19 protein-coding genes are annotated in these 19687 nt (G+C 46.3%); 6 read left to right on the forward strand and 13 right to left on the reverse strand.

Annotation, left to right across the window (positions count from 1 at the left end; all coding sequences use genetic code 11):
* Window positions 1–166: 166 nt before the first annotated feature.
* The 4 genes from AC5O63_RS20425 (at window position 167) to trmL (ending at window position 3498) form a co-directional block, all read left to right on the forward strand.
* The gene (locus AC5O63_RS20425; RefSeq protein ID WP_171325648.1) at window positions 167–862 is read left to right on the forward strand and encodes a response regulator; all 696 of its coding nucleotides are present in this window, start codon (window positions 167–169) and stop codon (window positions 860–862) included.
* Entirely contained in the window at window positions 862–2247 is a 1386-nt protein-coding gene (cpxA, locus tag AC5O63_RS20430; RefSeq protein ID WP_494506089.1) for an envelope stress sensor histidine kinase CpxA, read from the forward strand. The genes AC5O63_RS20425 and cpxA overlap by 1 nt, the downstream gene beginning before the upstream one ends.
* Before the next feature lie 74 nt (window positions 2248–2321).
* Window positions 2322–2930 carry a superoxide dismutase gene (locus tag AC5O63_RS20435; RefSeq protein WP_004743309.1) on the forward strand — a complete coding sequence of 203 codons (609 nt, stop codon included), beginning with the start codon at window positions 2322–2324 and terminating at the stop codon, window positions 2928–2930.
* A 91-nt stretch (window positions 2931–3021) separates the two neighbouring features.
* Window positions 3022–3498, forward strand: coding sequence for a tRNA (uridine(34)/cytosine(34)/5-carboxymethylaminomethyluridine(34)-2'-O)-methyltransferase TrmL (trmL, locus tag AC5O63_RS20440; RefSeq protein ID WP_171383622.1), 477 nt, complete (start codon window positions 3022–3024; stop codon window positions 3496–3498).
* A gap of 346 nt (window positions 3499–3844) precedes the next feature.
* Here trmL and trpS read toward each other — a convergent pair whose 3' ends face one another.
* The 12 genes from trpS to pilM all read right to left on the reverse strand — a co-directional run bounded on the left by trpS (window position 3845) and on the right by pilM (window position 15128).
* Window positions 3845–4882 carry a tryptophan--tRNA ligase gene (gene trpS / locus AC5O63_RS20445; protein ID WP_008077776.1) on the reverse strand — a complete coding sequence of 346 codons (1038 nt, stop codon included), beginning with the start codon at window positions 4880–4882 and terminating at the stop codon, window positions 3845–3847.
* A 116-nt stretch (window positions 4883–4998) separates the two neighbouring features.
* Window positions 4999–5679: a phosphoglycolate phosphatase gene (locus AC5O63_RS20450; RefSeq protein ID WP_494506090.1), complete on the reverse strand. Its 681-nt coding sequence runs from the start codon at window positions 5677–5679 to the stop codon at window positions 4999–5001.
* A gap of 4 nt (window positions 5680–5683) precedes the next feature.
* Window positions 5684–6355 (reverse strand): ribulose-phosphate 3-epimerase, encoded by a 672-nt coding sequence (gene rpe / locus AC5O63_RS20455; RefSeq protein ID WP_171325640.1) that lies wholly within the window; start codon window positions 6353–6355, stop codon window positions 5684–5686.
* 106 nt (window positions 6356–6461) lie between these two features.
* A complete protein-coding gene (locus tag AC5O63_RS20460) occupies window positions 6462–7289 on the reverse strand; it encodes a Dam family site-specific DNA-(adenine-N6)-methyltransferase (RefSeq protein ID WP_171325638.1) in 828 nt (275 codons plus the stop codon).
* 93 nt (window positions 7290–7382) lie between these two features.
* A complete protein-coding gene (locus AC5O63_RS20465; RefSeq protein ID WP_494506091.1) occupies window positions 7383–8903 on the reverse strand; it encodes an SPOR domain-containing protein in 1521 nt (506 codons plus the stop codon).
* 92 nt (window positions 8904–8995) lie between these two features.
* Window positions 8996–10084, reverse strand: a complete 1089-nt coding sequence (gene aroB, locus AC5O63_RS20470; RefSeq protein WP_494506092.1) for a 3-dehydroquinate synthase — start codon at window positions 10082–10084, stop codon at window positions 8996–8998.
* Window positions 10085–10112: 28 nt separating this feature from the next.
* The gene (gene aroK / locus AC5O63_RS20475) at window positions 10113–10631 is read right to left on the reverse strand and encodes a shikimate kinase AroK (RefSeq protein WP_004743301.1); all 519 of its coding nucleotides are present in this window, start codon (window positions 10629–10631) and stop codon (window positions 10113–10115) included.
* 176 nt (window positions 10632–10807) lie between these two features.
* The gene (locus AC5O63_RS20480) at window positions 10808–12499 is read right to left on the reverse strand and encodes a type IV pilus secretin PilQ (RefSeq protein WP_494506093.1); all 1692 of its coding nucleotides are present in this window, start codon (window positions 12497–12499) and stop codon (window positions 10808–10810) included.
* A gap of 13 nt (window positions 12500–12512) precedes the next feature.
* Window positions 12513–13016 carry a pilus assembly protein PilP gene (locus tag AC5O63_RS20485; RefSeq protein WP_494506094.1) on the reverse strand — a complete coding sequence of 168 codons (504 nt, stop codon included), beginning with the start codon at window positions 13014–13016 and terminating at the stop codon, window positions 12513–12515.
* A complete protein-coding gene (locus AC5O63_RS20490) occupies window positions 13006–13593 on the reverse strand; it encodes a type IV pilus inner membrane component PilO (protein WP_494506095.1) in 588 nt (195 codons plus the stop codon). Before AC5O63_RS20490 ends, AC5O63_RS20485 begins: the two co-directional genes overlap by 11 nt.
* Window positions 13574–14143, reverse strand: a complete 570-nt coding sequence (locus AC5O63_RS20495) for a PilN domain-containing protein (RefSeq protein WP_494506096.1) — start codon at window positions 14141–14143, stop codon at window positions 13574–13576. Before AC5O63_RS20495 ends, AC5O63_RS20490 begins: the two co-directional genes overlap by 20 nt.
* On the reverse strand, window positions 14133–15128 hold the full coding sequence (gene pilM / locus AC5O63_RS20500; protein ID WP_494506097.1) for a type IV pilus assembly protein PilM: 996 nt from the start codon (window positions 15126–15128) through the stop codon (window positions 14133–14135). Before pilM ends, AC5O63_RS20495 begins: the two co-directional genes overlap by 11 nt.
* 140 nt (window positions 15129–15268) lie before the next feature.
* Between pilM and AC5O63_RS20505 the strand changes: the two genes are divergently transcribed.
* Window positions 15269–17788 (forward strand): penicillin-binding protein 1A, encoded by a 2520-nt coding sequence (locus tag AC5O63_RS20505; protein ID WP_494506098.1) that lies wholly within the window; start codon window positions 15269–15271, stop codon window positions 17786–17788.
* A gap of 68 nt (window positions 17789–17856) precedes the next feature.
* Here AC5O63_RS20505 and oxyR read toward each other — a convergent pair whose 3' ends face one another.
* Window positions 17857–18747 (reverse strand): DNA-binding transcriptional regulator OxyR, encoded by an 891-nt coding sequence (gene oxyR, locus AC5O63_RS20510; protein WP_494506099.1) that lies wholly within the window; start codon window positions 18745–18747, stop codon window positions 17857–17859.
* Between the two features lie 172 nt (window positions 18748–18919).
* Between oxyR and AC5O63_RS20515 the strand changes: the two genes are divergently transcribed.
* Window positions 18920–19651 (forward strand): glutathione peroxidase, encoded by a 732-nt coding sequence (locus tag AC5O63_RS20515; protein WP_239827314.1) that lies wholly within the window; start codon window positions 18920–18922, stop codon window positions 19649–19651.
* Window positions 19652–19687 lie beyond the last annotated feature (36 nt).

Consider the following 19687-nt stretch of genomic DNA (forward strand, 5'->3'; position numbering starts at 1 on the left):
GTCTATTGGATTGAGCTGTTCTCACAGCGCTTGAGTGTAGAATACGACTTACTGCGTAAAGCAACGTATTGAGAGAGTAAAGAATCGTAAAGAGCGATAATGACCCTAAATCAATTGGTCATTTAACAGTAATATATAGATATCCAACTTATGTAGAGACCTTGTTATGCCAAATATCTTATTGATTGACGACGATACCGAGCTAACCAGCTTACTTAAAGAAGTCCTATCCTTTGAAGGCTTTGATGTGTCTGAGGCAAATAATGGCGAAGAAGGACTGGCACTGCTCAATGACAAGATTGACCTTATCTTACTCGATGTCATGATGCCTAAACTCAACGGAATGGAAACCCTCAAAAGACTGCGAGAAAATTGGGAGACGCCAGTGTTAATGCTGACGGCTAAAGGCGAAGAGATAGACCGAGTGATTGGCTTAGAGCTGGGCGCGGATGATTATCTGCCAAAACCTTTTAGCGACAGAGAACTGCTGGCTCGCATTCGCGCAATCCTACGTCGTACGCAAAGCACTGCTGCAAGCAAAAGCTCGAAAAACTCTGACTGCATTGAATATCAAGACATCCAAGTCTATCCCGGTAAACAGGAAGCTTACTGTCAGGGAGAACAAATGGAGCTCACTACCACAGAATTCGCTCTGTTAAGCCACTTTATCCAAAACCCTGGGCAAACCCTAACCAAAGAAGCGCTGAGTTTGGATGTTTTAGGTAAGCGTCTCGCCGCTTTCGATCGTGCTATCGATATGCACGTCTCCAACCTGCGTAAGAAACTGCCAGAACGTGAAGATGGCAAATCACGCATCAAAACCTTACGTGGACGCGGCTACTTACTGGTTGAGGAGGACTAATGCGCCTACCTAAGATCACTAGCTTGTATGGACGTATCTTCGCCATATTCTGGTTTACCATGTTTTTGGTGCTGATGGCGGTACTGTCACTGCCACATCTCGATCCACGCAAAGCGCGAGATATTCCGGTTGAGCATTACGATCGCATGATCGAACTGAAGCAAAATATCGAAAAACGCTATGCCAAAGATACCAACCTTGCCCGCATTCTATTTAAGCTCGAAGGTGGAAAACGCTCTTCAAGAGATCCTCGTCCGCGCTTCTTTATTACCGACCTAGAAGGCAACTTGCTCACAACCCAAAACCACAAAGACTTTAAGTATCGCGCGCTACAGAACTTCATTACTAGCGTCGAAGTCGATAGCGAACCCAAGCAAAAACTTTATGGTCACTACATGCTTGCTGGTCCACTGCCTGTGACGTTAGCCAAGCAAGACTTGCTGCTCTACATCGGTGTGAAATGGAATCAACCACCGCCATTCTTACTGCGCATGTTTGATAGACCATTCCAGTTATTGTTTGCAGTAATGCTAGTCAGCACGCCTTTGCTACTGTGGCTTGCATGGGCACTCAGCCAACCGGCACGTAAACTGGAACGTGCAGCCAAACGTGTCGCCAAAGGGGAGTTCGTGGTTGACCCTGAACTTGAAAAAGGCACCAGTGAATTCCGCCAAGCGGGGACGAGCTTTAACCAAATGGTAGAAGCAGTTAACCAAATGATATCGGGTCAGCAGCGCTTATTGTCGGACATTTCCCATGAGCTGCGCTCTCCACTGACTCGACTGCGGATGGCAAATGCCCTCGCGACTCGCAAACAGGGAGAGAGCCCTGAACTAGTCCGTATTGATACCGAAGCTCAGCGCTTGGAGCAGATGATTGGCGAGCTACTTGAGTTGTCTCGTATGCAGGTCGACAGCCATCTAACCCGAGAACCTCAGCCGATGGGGAGTTTGTGGGAAGCCATCCTTAGTGATGCTCAGTTTGAAGCAGAACAGATGGATAAAACCCTCACCTTCAATGAGATTCCTGAACGTATCATTTCAGGTAATCCAAAACTCTTAATGAGCGCCTTGGACAATATTGTTCGCAATGCTATCTATTACGGTACAGACCGCATCGAAGTTACTTTCACTGAGTCTAGCCAGCAAATCATGATTGCGGTTGATGACAACGGCGAAGGTGTACCGGAGCAGGAACTCGATGCGATATTCAGACCGTTTTATCGTGTTTCAACCGCGCGTGATAGGCACAGTGGCGGAACAGGTTTAGGCCTGACCATCACCGAAAGTGCGATACGCCAGCATAGCGGAACCATTGAAGCGAAACGGAGCAAACTAGGCGGGTTAAGAGTCGAAATCACTCTTCCACTCGGTGCGGAGCAATAACCCTACAAAAGAGATAGTTGATAATAGATCTCATTATCATTTAAAGTAAATTCTTCAATTATGGAGGATTTACTATGTCTCACACTTTCCCTGAACTTCCTTACGCTTACGACTCACTTGAGCCATACATCGACGCAAAGACAATGGAAGTGCATTACAGCAAGCACCATCGCACCTATTTTGATAAGTTTATCGCCGCAGTTTCCGGTACCGAGTTAGAGTCCACCACACTCAAAGATATCTTTGCCAATATTTCTCAGCAGCCACCAGCGGTGCGCAATAATGGCGGTGGTTACTACAATCACATCCTCTATTGGAATTGCATGAAACCAAATGGTGGCGGTGTTCCTCAAGGAAAACTCGGCGAGGATATTGTGTCTACCTTTGGTAGCTTTGAAGCATTCCAACAGCAGTTCACAGATGCTGCGATTAATACTTTCGGCTCTGGTTTTGCTTGGCTGATCGTCAAAGACGGACAACTTGTCATTACGTCAACCAGCAATCAAGACAACCCACTAATGGACGTGGCAGGAGCTCAAGGTGAGCCTATTTTGGCGCTCGATGTTTGGGAGCACGCCTACTACATCAGCTACCAAAACCGCCGCCCTGACTACATTGAGGCTTGGTGGAATGTCGTAAACTGGGATGCCGTGAGCGATAACTACGCAGCAGCTTTGGCCTAGACAATACGAAACTAACAACGTCAGACTTGGCGGCTTTCACGAGTCGCCTTATACTTTCTAGCCTTTGAACAATCAGCGTTAAGAGTTAGTCATGTTTGATATCGCCCTCTACGAACCAGAAATTGCCCCGAATACTGGTAACATTATTCGTTTATGTGCCAACTGTGGTGCCAACCTTCACCTTATCGAGCCGCTTGGTTTTGATCTGGAAGAGAAAAAAGTTCGTCGAGCGGGATTGGATTACCACGACCTAGCTCGCGTCACTCGCCATAAAAACTACCAAGCTTTTGTTGAGTACCTAGAAAAAGAGCGTGGTGAGTACCGAATTTTTGCCTGTACAACCAAAACAACAGGCCATCATGTCGATGCCAACTTCCAGAAAGGTGACGTACTGCTATTCGGTCCAGAAACCCGCGGCTTGCCTGCTGAACTCATCGAAAGCATGCCAATGGAGCAGCGTATTCGTATTCCAATGATGCCAGACGCACGCAGCCTCAACCTTTCTAATGCTGTCGCCATTATCGCTTTTGAAGCTTGGCGCCAAATGGGCTTTGAAGGAGCGCAGTAGCTAAAGCGAACGCTTCGGGAAACGGGATATGGGAACGGACTTCGTCCTACGGAGAGCTGGATAACTGGATAACTGGATAACTGGATAACTGGATAACTGGATAACTGGATAACTAACTTAGCTTTTTCGACAAACCTAAGGAATCAACGGTATGTTTTTATATCGCTCAATCTCGCTTTTCCGAAGCAAAGCGTTCTATAGGGCGTAGCCCGTTCCGTTATCCCAAAATAAAGCATTTCAAATCGATCTAAAAAGCCGATGCTCTTGCACCGGCTTTTACAACTCTCGCTATCTAGTTTTCTAGTAGCGTAGCGTTCCTTAGGACGAAGTCCGTTCTGCCCTGCCCCTACGGGCGTGCAACGAAACCTACTGCTTCGTATGCTTTCTTCAATGTCTCAGCCGCGCGAGCTGATGCTTTCTCTGCACCTTGCTTCATCACCTGATCCATGTAAGCACGGTCAGCGCGGATACGGTGGTATTCGGCTTGAATAGGCTCAAGCATAGCAACGAGTGCTTCACCGACATCTTTCTTGAATGGGCCGTACATCTCTACGCCTTGGTACTTAGCTTCGATCTCTTCAAAGCTCATACCTGTGGCTGCCGAGTAAAGACCCATTAGGTTTGAAATACCGGCTTTGTTGTCCCAGTCATGAGCAATACGCGGTGGCGTTTCTGCATCTGTCTGAGCTTTGTTAATCTTCTTGATGATTGACTTAGGCTCTTCAAGCAGAGTTATCACGTTCTTACGGTTATCATCCGACTTAGACATCTTCTTGGTTGCATCTTGCAGGCTCATCACACGCGCATTCACTGTTGGGATGTACGGCTCTGGCACTTGGAAGATTGGCTGCTCTGGCGAGTAGATGTTGTTGAAACGGTTAGCGATATCACGCGCTAGTTCAAGGTGCTGCTTCTGATCACTACCGACAGGCACTTGGTGCGCACCGTAGAGAAGGATATCTGCTGCCATCAAGACTGGGTAGTCGAACAAGCCCACGTTCACATCGCCAAATTGGCTAGATGAGTCTTTCGAGTAACGTGCAGACTTGTCTTTAAACTGGGTCATTCGGCCCAGTTCACCCATCTGGGTGTAACAGTTAAGAAGCCAACCAAGTTGAGCATGCTCTGGTACATGTGACTGAACAAATAGCGTGCTCTTTTGCGGATCAACACCAACTGCAAGACAGATTGCTAGTGCGTCTAGAGTCGCTTCGTGCAACGCTTTCGGATCTTGGCGAACCGTAATTGCGTGAAGGTCGACAACACAGTATTGGCAATCGTAATCATCTTGCATCTGCTGCCATTGACGTAGAGCACCCAAGTAGTTACCGATACTTAGTTCACCTGATGGTTGAACACCACTCAATACGATGGGTTTGCTCATGGGAATAATTCCTTTGACTTCTTATGCTAAATAATGAAAAAAACCGCGTGGTTTCTATCCACACGGTTTACTCAGTGTACTCATTAACGAGTATTTTAAAAGATCTTTTGTCGCTATTAAGCTGAAACCGTTAAGAGTTCTGCTAAATCTGCGATGGTATCTGCGACATAATCCGGTTGAGAGGCAGAAATAGGCTCACCGTGGTTGTAGCCATAGGTCAAACCAAACGAATGACAGCCTGCATTTTTCGCCGCTTTGATATCGTTACTTGAATCACCTACCATCAACATTTCTTGTGGCTGACAGCCATGTTTCTCAAGCAGCCAATTTAGTGCCATTGGGTTAGGTTTTTTCTCTGGGAACGTATCACCACCGATCACATCAACAAAGTACTTATCAATGTCGTGCTTCGCCAGAACCTCAGGGACAAACTTCGATGGCTTGTTGGTCACTAGCGCCATTGTAAAGCCCGCTTCGTGCAGCTCTGCCAAGGTTTCCTTTACCGCTGGGTAGAGGTGGCTGAGCTTGTGTCCGCTTTGCTCGTAGTAGTCATCAAACAGAATACGCGCTTTGGCATGCAGTTCTGGATCTAAATCTGGTGAGACTGTTAGGCTGCGGCTCAGAGAACGACCAATAAGAACATCAGCGCCGTTACCTACGTAGTCACGCACTTGCTCTTCTGTCACTGCTGGGTAGCCTAATGCTTGTACTGCTTGGTCAGCAGCAACCGCCAAATCAGGCACGCTATCAAGTAGCGTACCGTCTAAATCGAATGCGATTAACTTAATGTTGCTCATTTAATTAGTTAACCTTAGCCAGTTCAGCGCGCATTTCATCGATCACTTGTTTGTAATCTGGCTGGTTGAAGATAGCCGAACCTGCTACGAACATATCCGCGCCCGCTTCTGCGATCTCTTTGATGTTTTCAACCTTCACACCGCCATCAATTTCTAAGCGAATATCGCGACCAGATTCATCAATCATTTTGCGTACTGCGCGTAGCTTATCGAGTGTTTTTGGAATGAAGGATTGACCACCGAAGCCAGGGTTCACTGACATCAGAAGAATCATGTCTACTTTGTCGATGATGTACTCAAGGTGAGACAGCGGCGTTGCTGGGTTGAGTACCACACCCGCTTTACAGCCATGCTCTTTGATAAGCTGAAGTGTGCGATCAACGTGCTCAGAGGCTTCAATATGGAAAGTGATCATAGATGCACCTGCTTTAGCGAAATCAGGAATAATGCGATCCACTGGCTTCACCATTAGGTGTACATCGATAGGTGCAGTAATACCGTAGTCACGCAGTGCCTGACAGATAGGCGCACCAAAGGTTAGGTTAGGTACGTAGTGATTATCCATCACATCAAAATGAACCACATCTGCTCCTGCTGCGAGTACTTTTTCTACGTCTTCGCCTAAGCGAGCCATATCCGCAGACAGAATTGATGGAGCGATAAGGAAATCTTTCATACCTGACCTCTAGTATTGATTGGGCATCATTGCACACTGAAGAAACTTTGCGCGCAATTCTACCTAAGCTAGAGGTGAGATGATAGAGAAGTGTGATGAAATGTGATTATTTGCTTTCAACAGGTTTGAATAGCGCAAGAAGTTCATCAACTTTGTTACGCCCTGCACCATTACGGCTAATCGTGCGTTTCACCTTGACGACATTGAGCTCAGCGCCATGATAAAGGCGACGGGTCAAAGTGGTATCGTGGTTAGAAATCAGCACTGGAATTCCACGCTCAACCGCTGCTCTCTCAGCCACGTCGGCCAAAGCCGCTTGATCATCGAGAGTGAAACCATTACCTGCATACGAGGTGAAATTAGCTGTCGTTGACAGCGGCGCATACGGCGGATCACAGTAGACAACACTGCCTTTGCGCGCACGCTTAAATGTCTCGTGGTAGCCTTCACAGACAAACGTCGCTTTCTTCGCTTTTTCGGCAAAGAACTCTAACTCAGCTTCCGGGAAGTAAGGCTTTTTATATGAACCAAACGGGACGTTAAAGCCGCCTTTTTTGTTGTAACGGCACAAGCCATTAAAACCAAAGCGGTTCATATACAGGAACGCCAAAGAACGATACATCACATCATCTGTGGCATTGAACTGGCTGCGAATATCGAGGTAAGCCTCTTTGCGATTATTCTCAGGGCAGAACCAACGCTTCGCCTCAGTAATGTACTCTTGCGGGTTTTCTTTGAGGAGGTTGTACAGGTTTATCAGATCTGGGTTGATGTCTGCGAGCAAGTACTGATCATAGTCAGTGTTTAGAAATACAGACCCAGCACCTACGAACGGTTCTACCAGCTTACGAGCTTCTGGCAAGTGACGCTGAATATCTTCGACAAGTCCGTATTTTCCACCTGCCCATTTCAGGAAGGCCCGCTGCTTCTTCATCAACCGCTCTATCTATCAACCACAAATTAAGGCTGCGAAATGTAACATATTTTGCAATTAATCTCAGACAATTTTCAGGATTACACCCAGTTTCTAATTATCTTGATTGCCACGGTCAATCTCTCGTTGCACTTGGCTGAGAGACTTGGCCCAAGGCTCTACGTTTTGCAGCTCAGTAGACAACCCTTGTACCGCATCACGCGCCACTTGAATGGTTGGATAGTTTTGGTACGTCACTATGTACCAATCCACCCCATTGCGCTGAGTTGGATAGATAAATATCTGATTTGCGAGCTGGTGACGATCAATAAAATTCTGCACTTCCTCAAGTGAGTTCACTGCCGCTAACTGGAGAGTGTAACTACGTGGAGAGAAGCTTTTCAGCTCATCTTTGGTGAAAGAGAATTTGATCACGGTAGGACTTGGCGCAGCTTCCTCTTCAGCTGGGCTTTCTGCTACGGCTTCGGAATCTGACGACACTGCCGCTTGAGGCTCGGTAACCGGCTCAGTTTTCGATTGCTCGACAATTTGTTCGATTTTGCTGGTGTCCGCCTGCTCAGGTTTGCCTTCCATCAGAGCATCAACCACATCAGAGGTAATCACTACGCGCTGATGATCCTCATCGGTATTGCCAACACTCGATATTTGCTCAGTCACATCTGGTGGTAGCGAGAGCGAGTCATCTTCAGCATTCGCCATGGTTGGATCAACCACGGGTTCAGGTTCAATTGTCGCTGCGGTACTTTCTTCGCCAGCGCTCTCTTCCGATAGTGTTGGTATTGCCGTCTGTTCGATAGATTCAGTGATTTGCTGAGCTTTGTCATCTGGCGACGGCTGCGACATCATCCACCAGTAACCGCCTCCGATTAACACCAGTAGCGTGATAACCAACAGTGCAATATTGATTGGTGAACCCACAATTGAGCGGATAATGATCCTTTTTTCCACTTTTTGATCCCCTAAAGCCATGATTTCGCCAGGACGACGAGCAACTGTTCGATACGCGTTTCGAACGCGCTTTTCCATGTCATCTTCGACAAACCGAATCACCAATTGTTCAAAGAATCGATCCGCTTCTTCTTGACTAAGTGGTTCAATTTCAAGATCAATTGGCTTGTGTTCTTGACCATAACCCAAACGAGTCAGCAATGCATCTAGACTGTTCGATTGAGCGAACAACAACACATTCACCGTCCAACCTGGGTTAACCTGAGCTTCAAGTACCAACATCCACAGTTCAGAAACAAAGGATTCAGTCAGTAAGTGCGCATCATCGATCGCAATCACGACATCACAGGTCTCGCCCTGCATGATGCGTGTGAAAGATTCGACGAGAGAATCAGCTGGATTAAAAAGAGGTTCGGAAATAAGTTGAGTGAGGATAGTTGAGCGACGTTGAGATTCATCTTGGTTAGGGTAACACATCAATAACGACTGGTTTTTATCTTGCGCCCAAGCTTCTAGATAATATTGTGCCAGCCAAGTCTTACCCGCACCTGATGCACCACCAAGTGTGACCAAATTCGAGCCAAAATTAGTCAACAGTTGCAAGCGTTCTAGCAGTTCTGTTTGTGAATCTAACTCCAACACACGTGGATCATGCGCCAAGCTCATTACGTTATCCCAATGAAAATACGAGTAATACCAAGCCAACGCTTTAACCTCGTGAGGGCAAAGGTCAGATTGGTACTACAAAACAAAAAGATTTAAACAGTGCGCGCGAAGTCGATAGCTTGTTCAATGATCGATTCTGGTACACCTTTAACTACTTCAGCAGTCCCTATACTGGTAGGGAGTACAAGGCGAAGCTCACCAGAGAGTACTTTCTTATCACGCATCATATGCTTCATGAAATCAGCAAATGACATCGTTTCTGGAGTATGTACTGGTAGCTGGGCTCTTTTCAGTATAGAGATAATTCGCTCAACTTGCTGCTCATTGATAAGGCCTTGAAGTTGAGCGGTTTTTGCAGCCATCACTGTGCCTGCCGAAACAGCTTCACCATGTAGCCAATTACCATAACCTAACTCAGCTTCGATCGCATGACCAAATGTATGACCTAGGTTCAGCAACGCGCGAATTCCTGACTCTTTTTCGTCCTGAGCAACCACTTCAGCTTTAATCTCACAGCAGCGAGCAATAGCGTAAGTGAGAGCTTGCTCATCAAGTTGATACAGCTTATCGAGGTTTTCTTCTAACCAGACAAAGAAGTCTTGATCGTAGATGATGCCGTACTTGATGACTTCAGAAATACCGGCAGCAAACTCTCTTTGCGGTAAGGTTTTTAGACAATCAGTATCGATAACCACTGCTTTAGGTTGGTAGAAGGCACCAATCATGTTCTTGCCGAGTTTGTGGTTAACCGCCGTTTTACCACCCACAGATGAGTCGACTTGAGACAATAGCGTCGTCGGGATCTGGATAAAGTCGACACCGCGCTGGTAACAAGCAGCAGCAAAACCCACTAAATCACCAATCACACCACCACCGAGCGCAACCACCACTACATCACGGGCGTAACTACCTTCGAGTAGGAAGCTCATGATGGTATTAAAGGTGTCTAATGATTTGTACTTTTCGCCATCAGGCAGCTCAAGAACTGTCGCTTCACAGCCTTGTTGCTCGATAAGAGAGAGGATTTTATCCGCATACAGTGGTGCTACAGTGACATTAGAAATCACCACCACTTTTTGTTTTGCCGATAAGAAAGAAAGGTGGGCCGGATCATTAAATAATCCGGCACCAATTGAGATTGGATAGCTACGCTCATCTAAGCTGACCGTAATCCGTTCCATGGGTATTCTCCAGTTGCTAAAAAAAGTCTTAACGTTCTTCTAGCATTTTTACGATCTGGTTGGCTACCACTTTTGCACTTTGATCGTCTGTACGTACTGTGTAATCCGCAATTTCTTCGTAAAGTGGGTTGCGCTCGCCAGCTAGCGATTCAAGCACGTCACGTGGATTATCAGTCTGTAATAATGGTCGCTTCTTGTCGCGGTTAGTGCGCGCAAGCTGCTTTTCAATCGTTGTTTCAAGGTAAACAACAATACCGCGTGCAGAAAGACGATTGCGGTTTTCTTTGCTCTTGATTGAACCACCACCGGTCGCAAGTACGATACCTTGCTCTTCCGTTAGGTCGTTAATCACTTTTTCCTCGCGATCGCGGAAGCCTTCTTCACCTTCTACGTCAAATACCCAAGCGATATCTGCGCCAGTACGTTCTTCAATAACGGTATCAGAATCAACAAACTCCATATGAAGCTGTTGAGCTAGGTGTCTACCAATTGTGCTTTTGCCGGCACCCATAGGGCCAACAAGGAAAATATTGCGTTTCTCAGCCATGTTTAGCAGTAATTTACAACGTTAATTCAATGACATCGCCACAAGAAAAGCCAGTGTGATACTAGCGATGGAGATGCTTGTGGCACCGATTCCTCACAGATAATTCGTGATAAGACCCGAAATTATCTAGATAAGGTGCCATTAATGCAAATTTATTTTCGTCCCTAACCAAAATCTTACTCAATCACTACCCTTGGGGTGACGAAAATTAACAGTTCGCTTTTGCCCATTTGTTGGTAAGAACGACGAAATAGCGTCCCTAGCAGAGGCAAATCACCAAAGAAAGGCACCTTGTCGACAGCATCTGTCACGCTGTGTTGAAAGATGCCCCCGAGCACCACGGTTTCTCCATTCTCCACCAGCACTTGAGTCCCGATTCTTTGGGTGTTGATCGCCACTGCTTCCCCAGTACCGGTTTTCACCACATCACCTGGCCTATCTTGGGTCACACTCAAATCCAGAATTAGCCGATTATCTGGGGTGATCTGCGGCGTGACTTTTAAACTGAGCACTGCCTTCTTAAACGAGACGCTGGTTGCCCCGCTTGAAGATGACTCTAGATAAGGGATCTCGCTGCCCTGCTCAATATAGGCTGGCTTTTTATTGGTGGTGATCAAACGCGGGCTTGAGATGACTTCTGCTTTCGACTCTCTTTGTAATGCCGATAATTCAAGGTCAAGCAACATGTCGGAGCCAAGCTTGGCGACTTGAAATGCGATGGTCGAAGCATTGGCAGAAGTTGCGCCTAAATTCACATTAAGCATGTCATCGATTGGCACCACATCGAATACGTTATCTTCAATACTGGCGCCAATAGAAGTACTGCCATTGGTGTTACTAAATCCCCAACGTACCCCAAGCTCATCCAAGTTGCCTTCATGAACCGTGACAATCCTCGCCTCGATTTGCACCTGCTTAACGGGGATATCGAGTGATTCGACAATAGAACGAATAACATCGACATTTTGCTCTAAATCTCGAATCAATAGGGCGTTGGTGCGCTCGTCCACACTCAAAGAACCCCGAGGGGAGAGCATACTAAACTCACCACCATCGATTAAGTCAGCAATATCGGCCGCCTTGGCAAACTTAACTTGGATAATATCCGACGACAGTTTCCCTAACTGTTCCTGTAAACGCGCTTTCTCCAGCATCTGCTGCTCACGAGCATCCAGTTCCGCTTTTGGCGCGACCAAAACAATGCTTCCTTCAACACGTTTATCTAACCCTTTGATCTGCAAGATGATGTCAAGCACCTTCTGCCATGATACCTCTTCAAGGCGTAAGGTCAGATTGCCCGTCACTGAATCGGAAACAACCAAGTTGAAATCATTGTAATCGGCGATCAGTTGCAACACATTTCTAACCGGAATGTCTTGAAAGTTAAGTGATAATTTCTTACTTGGTTTATCGAGAAGGTTCGTCTTGTCTACCTGCTGACCATCGCTACTACTCGCCACGGTGACTTGCAATCGCGTCCCTTCAAGTTGATCGTGATAACGAAAGTCCCCATCAATTGCCGCTATCAGCTCGACCTTGTCAGGATGGCGAAAAACTTCAATGTCACGCACTACAGTACCAAACTCGATCACGTCAAATACCTTGATTAACGCTTCCGTCACTTGAGTTTGAGGCAGGGTAATGCTTAACCCCTGCGCCACTTTTTGTATATCAACCACAGCACGTGAGTCGGACAAGGTTAGGACAATTTGCGCGTTGCGCTGCTCATCGAGTTTGAAATCCAAGCCTTGCAGCAGATTGTCATTTTGCTCTTGGGCATAAACAACACTATGGAAGAGGACCACAAACAAGCTGCACCATTGCAAACAGCCTCTAGCAAAAGCCAGCATACCTTTTATCCTATTCATCTCTATCCGTTCTCTACTTAAGCGCTAATTTGGTTTCACGTAACTGCCAGCATCCGAGGCCGTCTGCTATGGCTTCTTGCACAAATAAATAGTCATCCGCGACCTTGGTGACTTTGCCATGATTCAGCCCCAGATTACTGCCCGAGTTAACCTGTACTAGGCGGCCAGTTGGAGCCTCAATAAGCGCTGATTTTCTTCCACCTCGGCTCATCACACCTTTTAGTTGTAATTGGCTTAACGGAAAGGTCGCCAACTGACTCGTGTTGCGTTTTGGTTGCCAACAATCTTTTGTTAACGCCTGCTGATTTATAGACAAGGCCGCTTGAGGTAGTTCGAATGGCTGCCTAACTTGGTGGGCAGTATATTTGGGGCTTTGAACATCAATGAGCGGGGCAAGTTCATACACCCCCACTTCAGCATCACGCTTAAGTTGTGCTAGGTATTCCTCAAGCGGAGCTTGATTTGCCTTGCAGCCAGAAACCAAAGCAATCAAAGGCAATAGCCGATTAATTTTCATCTTTGACCTCACTTTTAAGCTGATAGGTGTAGGCTCGAGCGCGAAAATGCAGCGTGCTGCTTTCTAAACTGACACGATGCCAATAGACATCATCAAAATTTATAATTCGCGCTAGCGAGGCAATCGCCGCAGAAAAGTCACCGATATCGTGATAGTCACCGGTCAATTCAATGTTGAGTGGAAGCTTGTACAGAAACGTTTTATCGTGCTTTTGTCCCCAATCAATTCGAGTAAAGGTCAGGGAGTTTTGTAAGCCGACCTGATTAACTGACGCCAACATAGAAGCGAGCTCTTTTTGCGCGGGTAATTGGCGCGATAGATAGTCATAGCGCTGTGACAGTTCATCAAGCTGAGCCTTCATTCTAGGTAACAACAACACTTTTTTCGTTTTCAATGCTATTGAGGTTTTGTGCTGCTGCTCGTGCTGTTTAAGAACATCGAGTTGTTCAAGCTCAGGCTGAACCAAAAGCCAATAACCGCCTGCCTGTAACATCGCCATCAACACCGCTATCACGACTAGTTGATAAGTAAGTGGCCACTCGCCTATCTCTTCAATATCAAGGTTTAAGCGATTCACTCTGACCTCCTAAAAGAGAAAAAGAGACGCGATATGATTGGTACTTACTGGCAAATCGAGCAGTACCATGAACAATGGAATGCATCTCAACGTTAGTTACAGCGGGTGATTTTTCTAGGTTATCTAGCATGGTGGCAAGATGAGAAGTTGAATCGCTGATCCCAGCAAGCTCAACCTGTAGACCATTCATCTTTAGCTTGTCGATGTAAACACCAGCGGGGATCAGCTCGGGCAACAAATTCATAAAGTCTGTGGTTTTATTGCGCTCTTTCTGCAAACCCTCAATAACCGACAAGCGGGTTAGTAGAGCTTGATGTTCTCGTTCGACGATTTTCAGCTGGTTAAGCTGTTGGTCCAATTGTGTGCCATAACGCACAAGATAGTCATTCCGCTCAGATTGCCGATCTTGTTGCTGCTCTATGTAAATGCCGATACCCCACTGGATAACTACAGCAATGATTAGCGTAAGCATCATCAGCAGTACAAAGCGCTTGTGGCGATGATCTCGCAGCTCTTCACGCCACGGCAACAAATTGATGCTATGAAGCATGACGACTCTCCAACCAAGTGAGCGCGCGCAGAGCAATCCCAGCCGCCGATGTGAACCTATGCCCGTTAGCCAACAGATTCGCGGCTGGATGTTGGCTCGTTGTTGCAAAAAGAGTCAGCGGATTGAGAAGCTCACACTCAATGGCAAAGCGCGTGCTGATTTCATTCGCAAGAGCAGGCATGGTAGCCCCTACACCTGACAGCCAAATCCCTTTAACACTCTTGCCGTGCATTGAAGCAATAAGCTGTAAATTGCGTTGGATTTTATCTAGTAACTCAGCGGTGAACTCTTCACGGCTTTGCGCCAGACTTAAGCAAAGGTTTGAATCCACCTCTTTTTCATGGGTTGCCAAAACGATGTCTTTGCAAAAAGGCGTTTTATCAGCAAGGTCCATACACAACGAAGCGTGGTCAAAACCAACATCAATCATAAGCCAGTCGGCTTTAACCTGTTGTCGTGCAGCAAGCTGCCAAATATGCACTAAAGCATGGGCACGTAAATCAACCACTACGGGTTGAAAGGCAGCGCTTTTGAACACTTCAACTCTAGGGTCAACCAGCTCTTTTTTCGTCGCGTATACTTGGTAGTGAGTTTGCGATGACTGTCTATCCGCGGTCAGCGGGACATAATCTAAGTAGAGTTCATCAATTGAAAACGGAGTTTGATGGGAAAATGCGTCAGAAATAGCATACTCAATTTCATTGTCGCTAAGCCCGCTATCTATCTGTAATACCTTACTTATTACCGCGTTATCTGGTATCGCCAATGCAACTTTCGTACTAAATCGCGGCAAACTCTTCCTTAGTTCTTTGAGTTTCTTTACAATTTTCTGATAATTTGACATATGGTTATCAGAGAAAATGCCCGCTTCGATTGGCAATTCTCGATAGTCGACAAGAGCAAATGTGCCCTTGTTTGGCTTGAGAACCACCGCTTTAATACTGTGGTGTCCAATTTCAATGCCTGTAACTAATGATTTACCCATGCAGCTTAGCTCCGTACTTTTTGCTTAGCTCATTTGCTTAAATTGATGGTTAAATAAGCACATAGACAAAATGAGCTAGATTTTTAGCTTAAAGTACAAGGGTTTACATTTAGTGAACCCAATCAATCAGGGAATCTCCGGTGAAGTTCATAAAGCGACTACTTATATTCACATTGATTTGCATAATTCTTGGGGTCGGTACGATATTCGGCTTCTACTTGTATGTGAAGCCAGAGCTACCAGACGTAGCAACATTGAAAGACGTAAAACTGCAAACTCCAATGCAGGTGTTTAGCCAAGACGGTAAACTGATCTCCCAGTTTGGTGAGAAACGTCGTATCCCCGTTGCTTATGACGATATTCCACAGCATCTGATCGAGGCGCTAATTGCAACAGAAGATAGCCGCTTTTACGATCACCCAGGTATCGACCCGATCGGTATCACTCGTGCGGCCGTAGTGGTTGCTCTTTCAGGCTCGGCCAAGCAAGGTGCAAGTACCATTACTCAGCAGCTAGCTCGTAACTTCTTCCTTTCCAATGAAAAGAAGATCATGCGAAAAATCAAAGAGATCTTTATTGCTATCCATATAGAACAACTTCTTAGTAAAGAAGAGATCATGGAGTTATACGTCAATAAGATCTTCTTAGGCTATCGCTCTTATGGCTTTGGTGCCGCAGCGCAAACCTATTTTGGTAAAGAGCTTCAAAACCTCACACTCAGTGAAATCGCGACGCTTGCCGGCATGCCAAAAGCGCCTTCAACCATGAACCCTATTTACTCACTCGAACGTGCGACGAACCGTCGTAATGTCGTGCTACTGCGTATGCTTGACGAGAAATACATAACTCAGGCGGAGTATGATGAGGCTCGTGGTGAAGAGATCGTTGCTCGCTATCATGGTGCAGAAATTGAGTTAAGTGCTCCATACGTTGCAGAGCTAGCGCGAGCTTGGATGGTTGCTCGCTATGGTCAGGAAGAAGCGTACACTTCTGGCATGAACATCTACACCACGGTAGATTCAAAGCTTCAAGCAGCCGCAAACAAATCAGCAATCAACAACTTGCTGGCTTACGATGAGCGTCACGGCTATCGCGGTGCAGAAAAGGTTCTTTGGCAGCCAGGTAAACCTGCGCTTGATGAACAGCAGATAGATAAGACGCTCGATAACGTTCCAACCTATGGTCAGCTCGTTCCTGCTGTTGTCACTGCGGTTGATAACAAGCAAGCAACCATTTGGGTTAAGGACCAAGGGATCAACACGTTAGAGTGGGATGGCATCAAGTGGGCACGTAAATTCCTGACTGATGATCGCCAAGGCCCACCACCAAGCAGTGCCAAAGATGTCTTAGCTGAAGGTGAGCAAATTTGGGTGCGTGAAGTTGAAAGCACAGTTGAAGGCCAAGAGCCAAGCATCGCTTGGCACCTAAGCCAAGTACCGAATGCGAACACCGCATTTGTTGCTATGAACCCCGAAAACGGCGCAGTACTCTCGTTGGTTGGTGGTTTTAACTTTGTTCATAACAAGTTTAACCGTGCCACTCAGTCGGTACGCCAAGTTGGTTCAAGTATTAAACCCTTTATTTATGCCGCTGCAATCGATAAGGGGCTAACACTTGCGACCCTGATCAATGACGCTCCGATTAACCAATGGGATAAGAGTCAAGGTACAGCTTGGCGACCAAAGAACTCGCCACCAACTTACATTGGCCCTACTCGCTTACGTATTGGTTTAGCACAATCGAAGAACGTGATGGCTGTGCGCGTGTTACGTGAAGTCGGCCTTGATGAAACGCGCCAATACTTAACACGCTTTGGTTTCGATATAGACCAAGTGCCGCGTTCAGAAACCATTGCTCTTGGTGCGGGTAGCTTAACACCAATGAAAATGGCTCAAGGCTACTCAGTGTTCGCGAATGGTGGCTACTATGTAGAACCCTTCTATATCAGCCGAGTAGAGGGCCCATTTGGTGACCTAGAATTCGAAGCATCACCAAAAGTCGTCTGTCATCAAGACTGTACTCAAGCTATCACGAGTGACAATGAATTTGCCGAGCAAGATGTGACAACTGAAGTCACTGAAGAGCCTCAATATGCTCCACAAGTGATCTCAGAGCAAACTGCATTCTTGATGCGCGAAATGATGTACAGCAATGTCTGGGGTGGCGGTAACTGGCGTGACGGTACAGGTTGGAACGGTACCGGTTGGCGCGCTCAGAAGCTACAACGTCGCGACATTGGTGGTAAAACCGGTACTACTAACGACTCTAAAGATGCTTGGTATAACGGTTATGGCCCAGGAATGGTCGCTATCGCTTGGGTCGGTTTCGATGATCACACGCGTAAGCTAGGTCGAACCAAAACGAACAGTAATCTAGGCAAAGATCAGATTACTGGCGCTGAAGCAGGGGCAAAAACAGCCCAGCCAGCCTGGGTCGACTTTATGCGTACAGCACTTGCGGGTGTTCCTCAGCAAAGCAAAACGATTCCACAAAATATCGTACGAGTTCGAATTGATCGAGACTCAGGTCTCTTGACCAATAAGTTCGACTCTAGCTCTATGTTTGAATACTTCTTAGAAGGTACTGAACCTACCGAGTACGTCACCAGTGAGATTACTGACAGTATCTACACTTCTGATGGCGGCGAAGAGCTGTTCTAACGTATTACAGCACGAAAAGAAAAGAGGTTGATGCTTTCACATCAACCTCTTTTTTTACCTGTAACTTATCAGTTGTCTTCAAGCTGAGTTTTAATAGCTTGAGCTAACTGTTCAAAGCGAGATCTTAGCGGAGAGCCTGGTCGATATGCCAAGACGATACTGCGTGAAGGGACCGGATTGGTAGCTGGGACATAACATACCCCATCTTTCTCTTTTTCTTTCGGTAACGACAACTCTGGCAACAAAGTAATACCCGCGCCTGCGGCCACCATATTACGCAGGGTTTCTAAGCTAGTCGCTTTAAAGCGTTCATCGTCTTGCGCGCCAGCAGCAAAACAGAAGCCTAATGCTTGATCGCGTAAACAGTGCCCATCGCCAAGCGCTAGTACTGTTTTACCATTGAGCTCGAGCATATCAACTTGGTCTAGCTTAGCCCATTCATGGTCACAAGGCACTGCAATACTCAGTGGCTCGTTGTAAACTTCAACCTCTTTGAACTGCGCGGTTTCCGCAACCGACGCCAACACCAAACAATCTAACTTACCATCTTCTAACTGGCGCACCAGTTGATGAGTTTGCGCTTCATGCAAAAACAGCTCTAGATCAGGGAAAGCTTCTTTAAGCATAGGAATGATTTTCGGCAGTAGATAAGGGCCGACGGTCGGAATAAAGCCGATCTGCATAGGACCAACCATTTCACCTGCTTGACCGCTTGCCATATCCTTGAAGGTTTTCACTTCTGACAGAATACGTTTAGCTTGATCAACCAGCTGTAAACCCGCATCGGTGAACAGTACTCGGCGACTACTACGCTCTAAAAGTGCCGTGCCTAGTTCATCTTCCAATTTACGAATTTGACCACTTAGTGTTGGCTGGCTGACAAAGCAGGCTTCTGCTGCTTTACGAAAATGTTTGTGCTCAGCAAGCGCGACCAAATACTCAAAATCACGAATGTTCATTACCTCTACTCCCCACCATTAAGATAGAAATCATCTATCAAAACCATAACATTAAACGATTAGAGCTATCAAAGAATTTCTTCAATAATACACCCATCGAGACAGAGCACAGTCACTACACTGATAAGACTCCATAATAAAATTACAATAATCCGCTATTAAGGAAACCAATATGTTTGCATCTAAAGAAGGTCAAAACGTACCACAAGTTACATTCCCTATTCGTCAAGGTGACGCATGGGTTAACGTCACCAGTGACGAGCTATTTAAAGATAAAACCGTGATTGTGTTTAGCTTACCGGGCGCTTTCACTCCGACTTGTTCATCTAGCCATCTGCCACGTTACAACGAGTTGTTCTCAGTTTTTAAAGACCACGGCGTTGATGAAATCATCTGTATGTCTGTTAACGATACTTTCGTAATGAATGCTTGGAAGTCAGACCAAGAAGCAGAAAACATCACTTTTATTCCGGATGGTAATGGCGAGTTCACTGACGGCATGGGTATGTTGGTTGACAAGAATGACCTAGGCTTTGGCAAACGATCATGGCGTTACAGCATGCTAGTTAAAAATGGTGTGGTAGAGAAGATGTTCATTGAACCAAACGAGCCGGGCGACCCGTTCAAAGTGTCTGATGCGGATACAATGCTTAAACACGTAGCACCAGAATTCAAAACTCAAGAATCGATTACCGTATTTAGTAAGCCGGGCTGTCCGTTCTGCGTCAAAGCTAAACAAGCACTGATTGACAACGACCTTCAATATGAAGAGATCATTCTAGGTAAAGACGCGACAACAGTAAGTTTGCGCGCTATTTCTGGCCGCACAACAGTGCCGCAAGTATTTATCGGTGGTAAGCACATTGGTGGCAGTGAAGAGCTAGATGCTTACTTGGCTCAGTAGTAACTGAACGATAAATATTCAAGAAAAAAACGAGCT

The sequence above is a fragment of the Vibrio sp. SCP2 genome (genome assembly GCF_059295395.1).

Excerpts from the sequence above, each read along its gene's own strand:
- cpxA (WP_494506089.1), top strand. The coding sequence starts at position 862 with ATGCGCCTACCTAAGATCACTAGCTTGTATGGACGTATCTTCGCCATA.
- AC5O63_RS20435 (WP_004743309.1), top strand. The coding sequence starts at position 2,322 with ATGTCTCACACTTTCCCTGAACTTCCTTACGCTTACGACTCACTTGAG.
- AC5O63_RS20485 (WP_494506094.1), bottom strand. The coding sequence starts at position 13,016 with ATGAAAATTAATCGGCTATTGCCTTTGATTGCTTTGGTTTCTGGCTGC.
- AC5O63_RS20480 (WP_494506093.1), bottom strand. The coding sequence starts at position 12,499 with ATGAATAGGATAAAAGGTATGCTGGCTTTTGCTAGAGGCTGTTTGCAA.
- AC5O63_RS20460 (WP_171325638.1), bottom strand. The coding sequence starts at position 7,289 with ATGAAGAAGCAGCGGGCCTTCCTGAAATGGGCAGGTGGAAAATACGGA.
- AC5O63_RS20515 (WP_239827314.1), top strand. The coding sequence starts at position 18,920 with ATGTTTGCATCTAAAGAAGGTCAAAACGTACCACAAGTTACATTCCCT.
- AC5O63_RS20465 (WP_494506091.1), bottom strand. The coding sequence starts at position 8,903 with ATGAGCTTGGCGCATGATCCACGTGTGTTGGAGTTAGATTCACAAACA.
- AC5O63_RS20495 (WP_494506096.1), bottom strand. The coding sequence starts at position 14,143 with ATGCTTCATAGCATCAATTTGTTGCCGTGGCGTGAAGAGCTGCGAGAT.
- AC5O63_RS20450 (WP_494506090.1), bottom strand. The coding sequence starts at position 5,679 with ATGAGCAACATTAAGTTAATCGCATTCGATTTAGACGGTACGCTACTT.
- trpS (WP_008077776.1), bottom strand. The coding sequence starts at position 4,882 with ATGAGCAAACCCATCGTATTGAGTGGTGTTCAACCATCAGGTGAACTA.
- trmL (WP_171383622.1), top strand. The coding sequence starts at position 3,022 with ATGTTTGATATCGCCCTCTACGAACCAGAAATTGCCCCGAATACTGGT.
- rpe (WP_171325640.1), bottom strand. The coding sequence starts at position 6,355 with ATGAAAGATTTCCTTATCGCTCCATCAATTCTGTCTGCGGATATGGCT.
- AC5O63_RS20425 (WP_171325648.1), top strand. The coding sequence starts at position 167 with ATGCCAAATATCTTATTGATTGACGACGATACCGAGCTAACCAGCTTA.
- aroK (WP_004743301.1), bottom strand. The coding sequence starts at position 10,631 with ATGGCTGAGAAACGCAATATTTTCCTTGTTGGCCCTATGGGTGCCGGC.
- aroB (WP_494506092.1), bottom strand. The coding sequence starts at position 10,084 with ATGGAACGGATTACGGTCAGCTTAGATGAGCGTAGCTATCCAATCTCA.
- oxyR (WP_494506099.1), bottom strand. The coding sequence starts at position 18,747 with ATGAACATTCGTGATTTTGAGTATTTGGTCGCGCTTGCTGAGCACAAA.
- pilM (WP_494506097.1), bottom strand. The coding sequence starts at position 15,128 with ATGGGTAAATCATTAGTTACAGGCATTGAAATTGGACACCACAGTATT.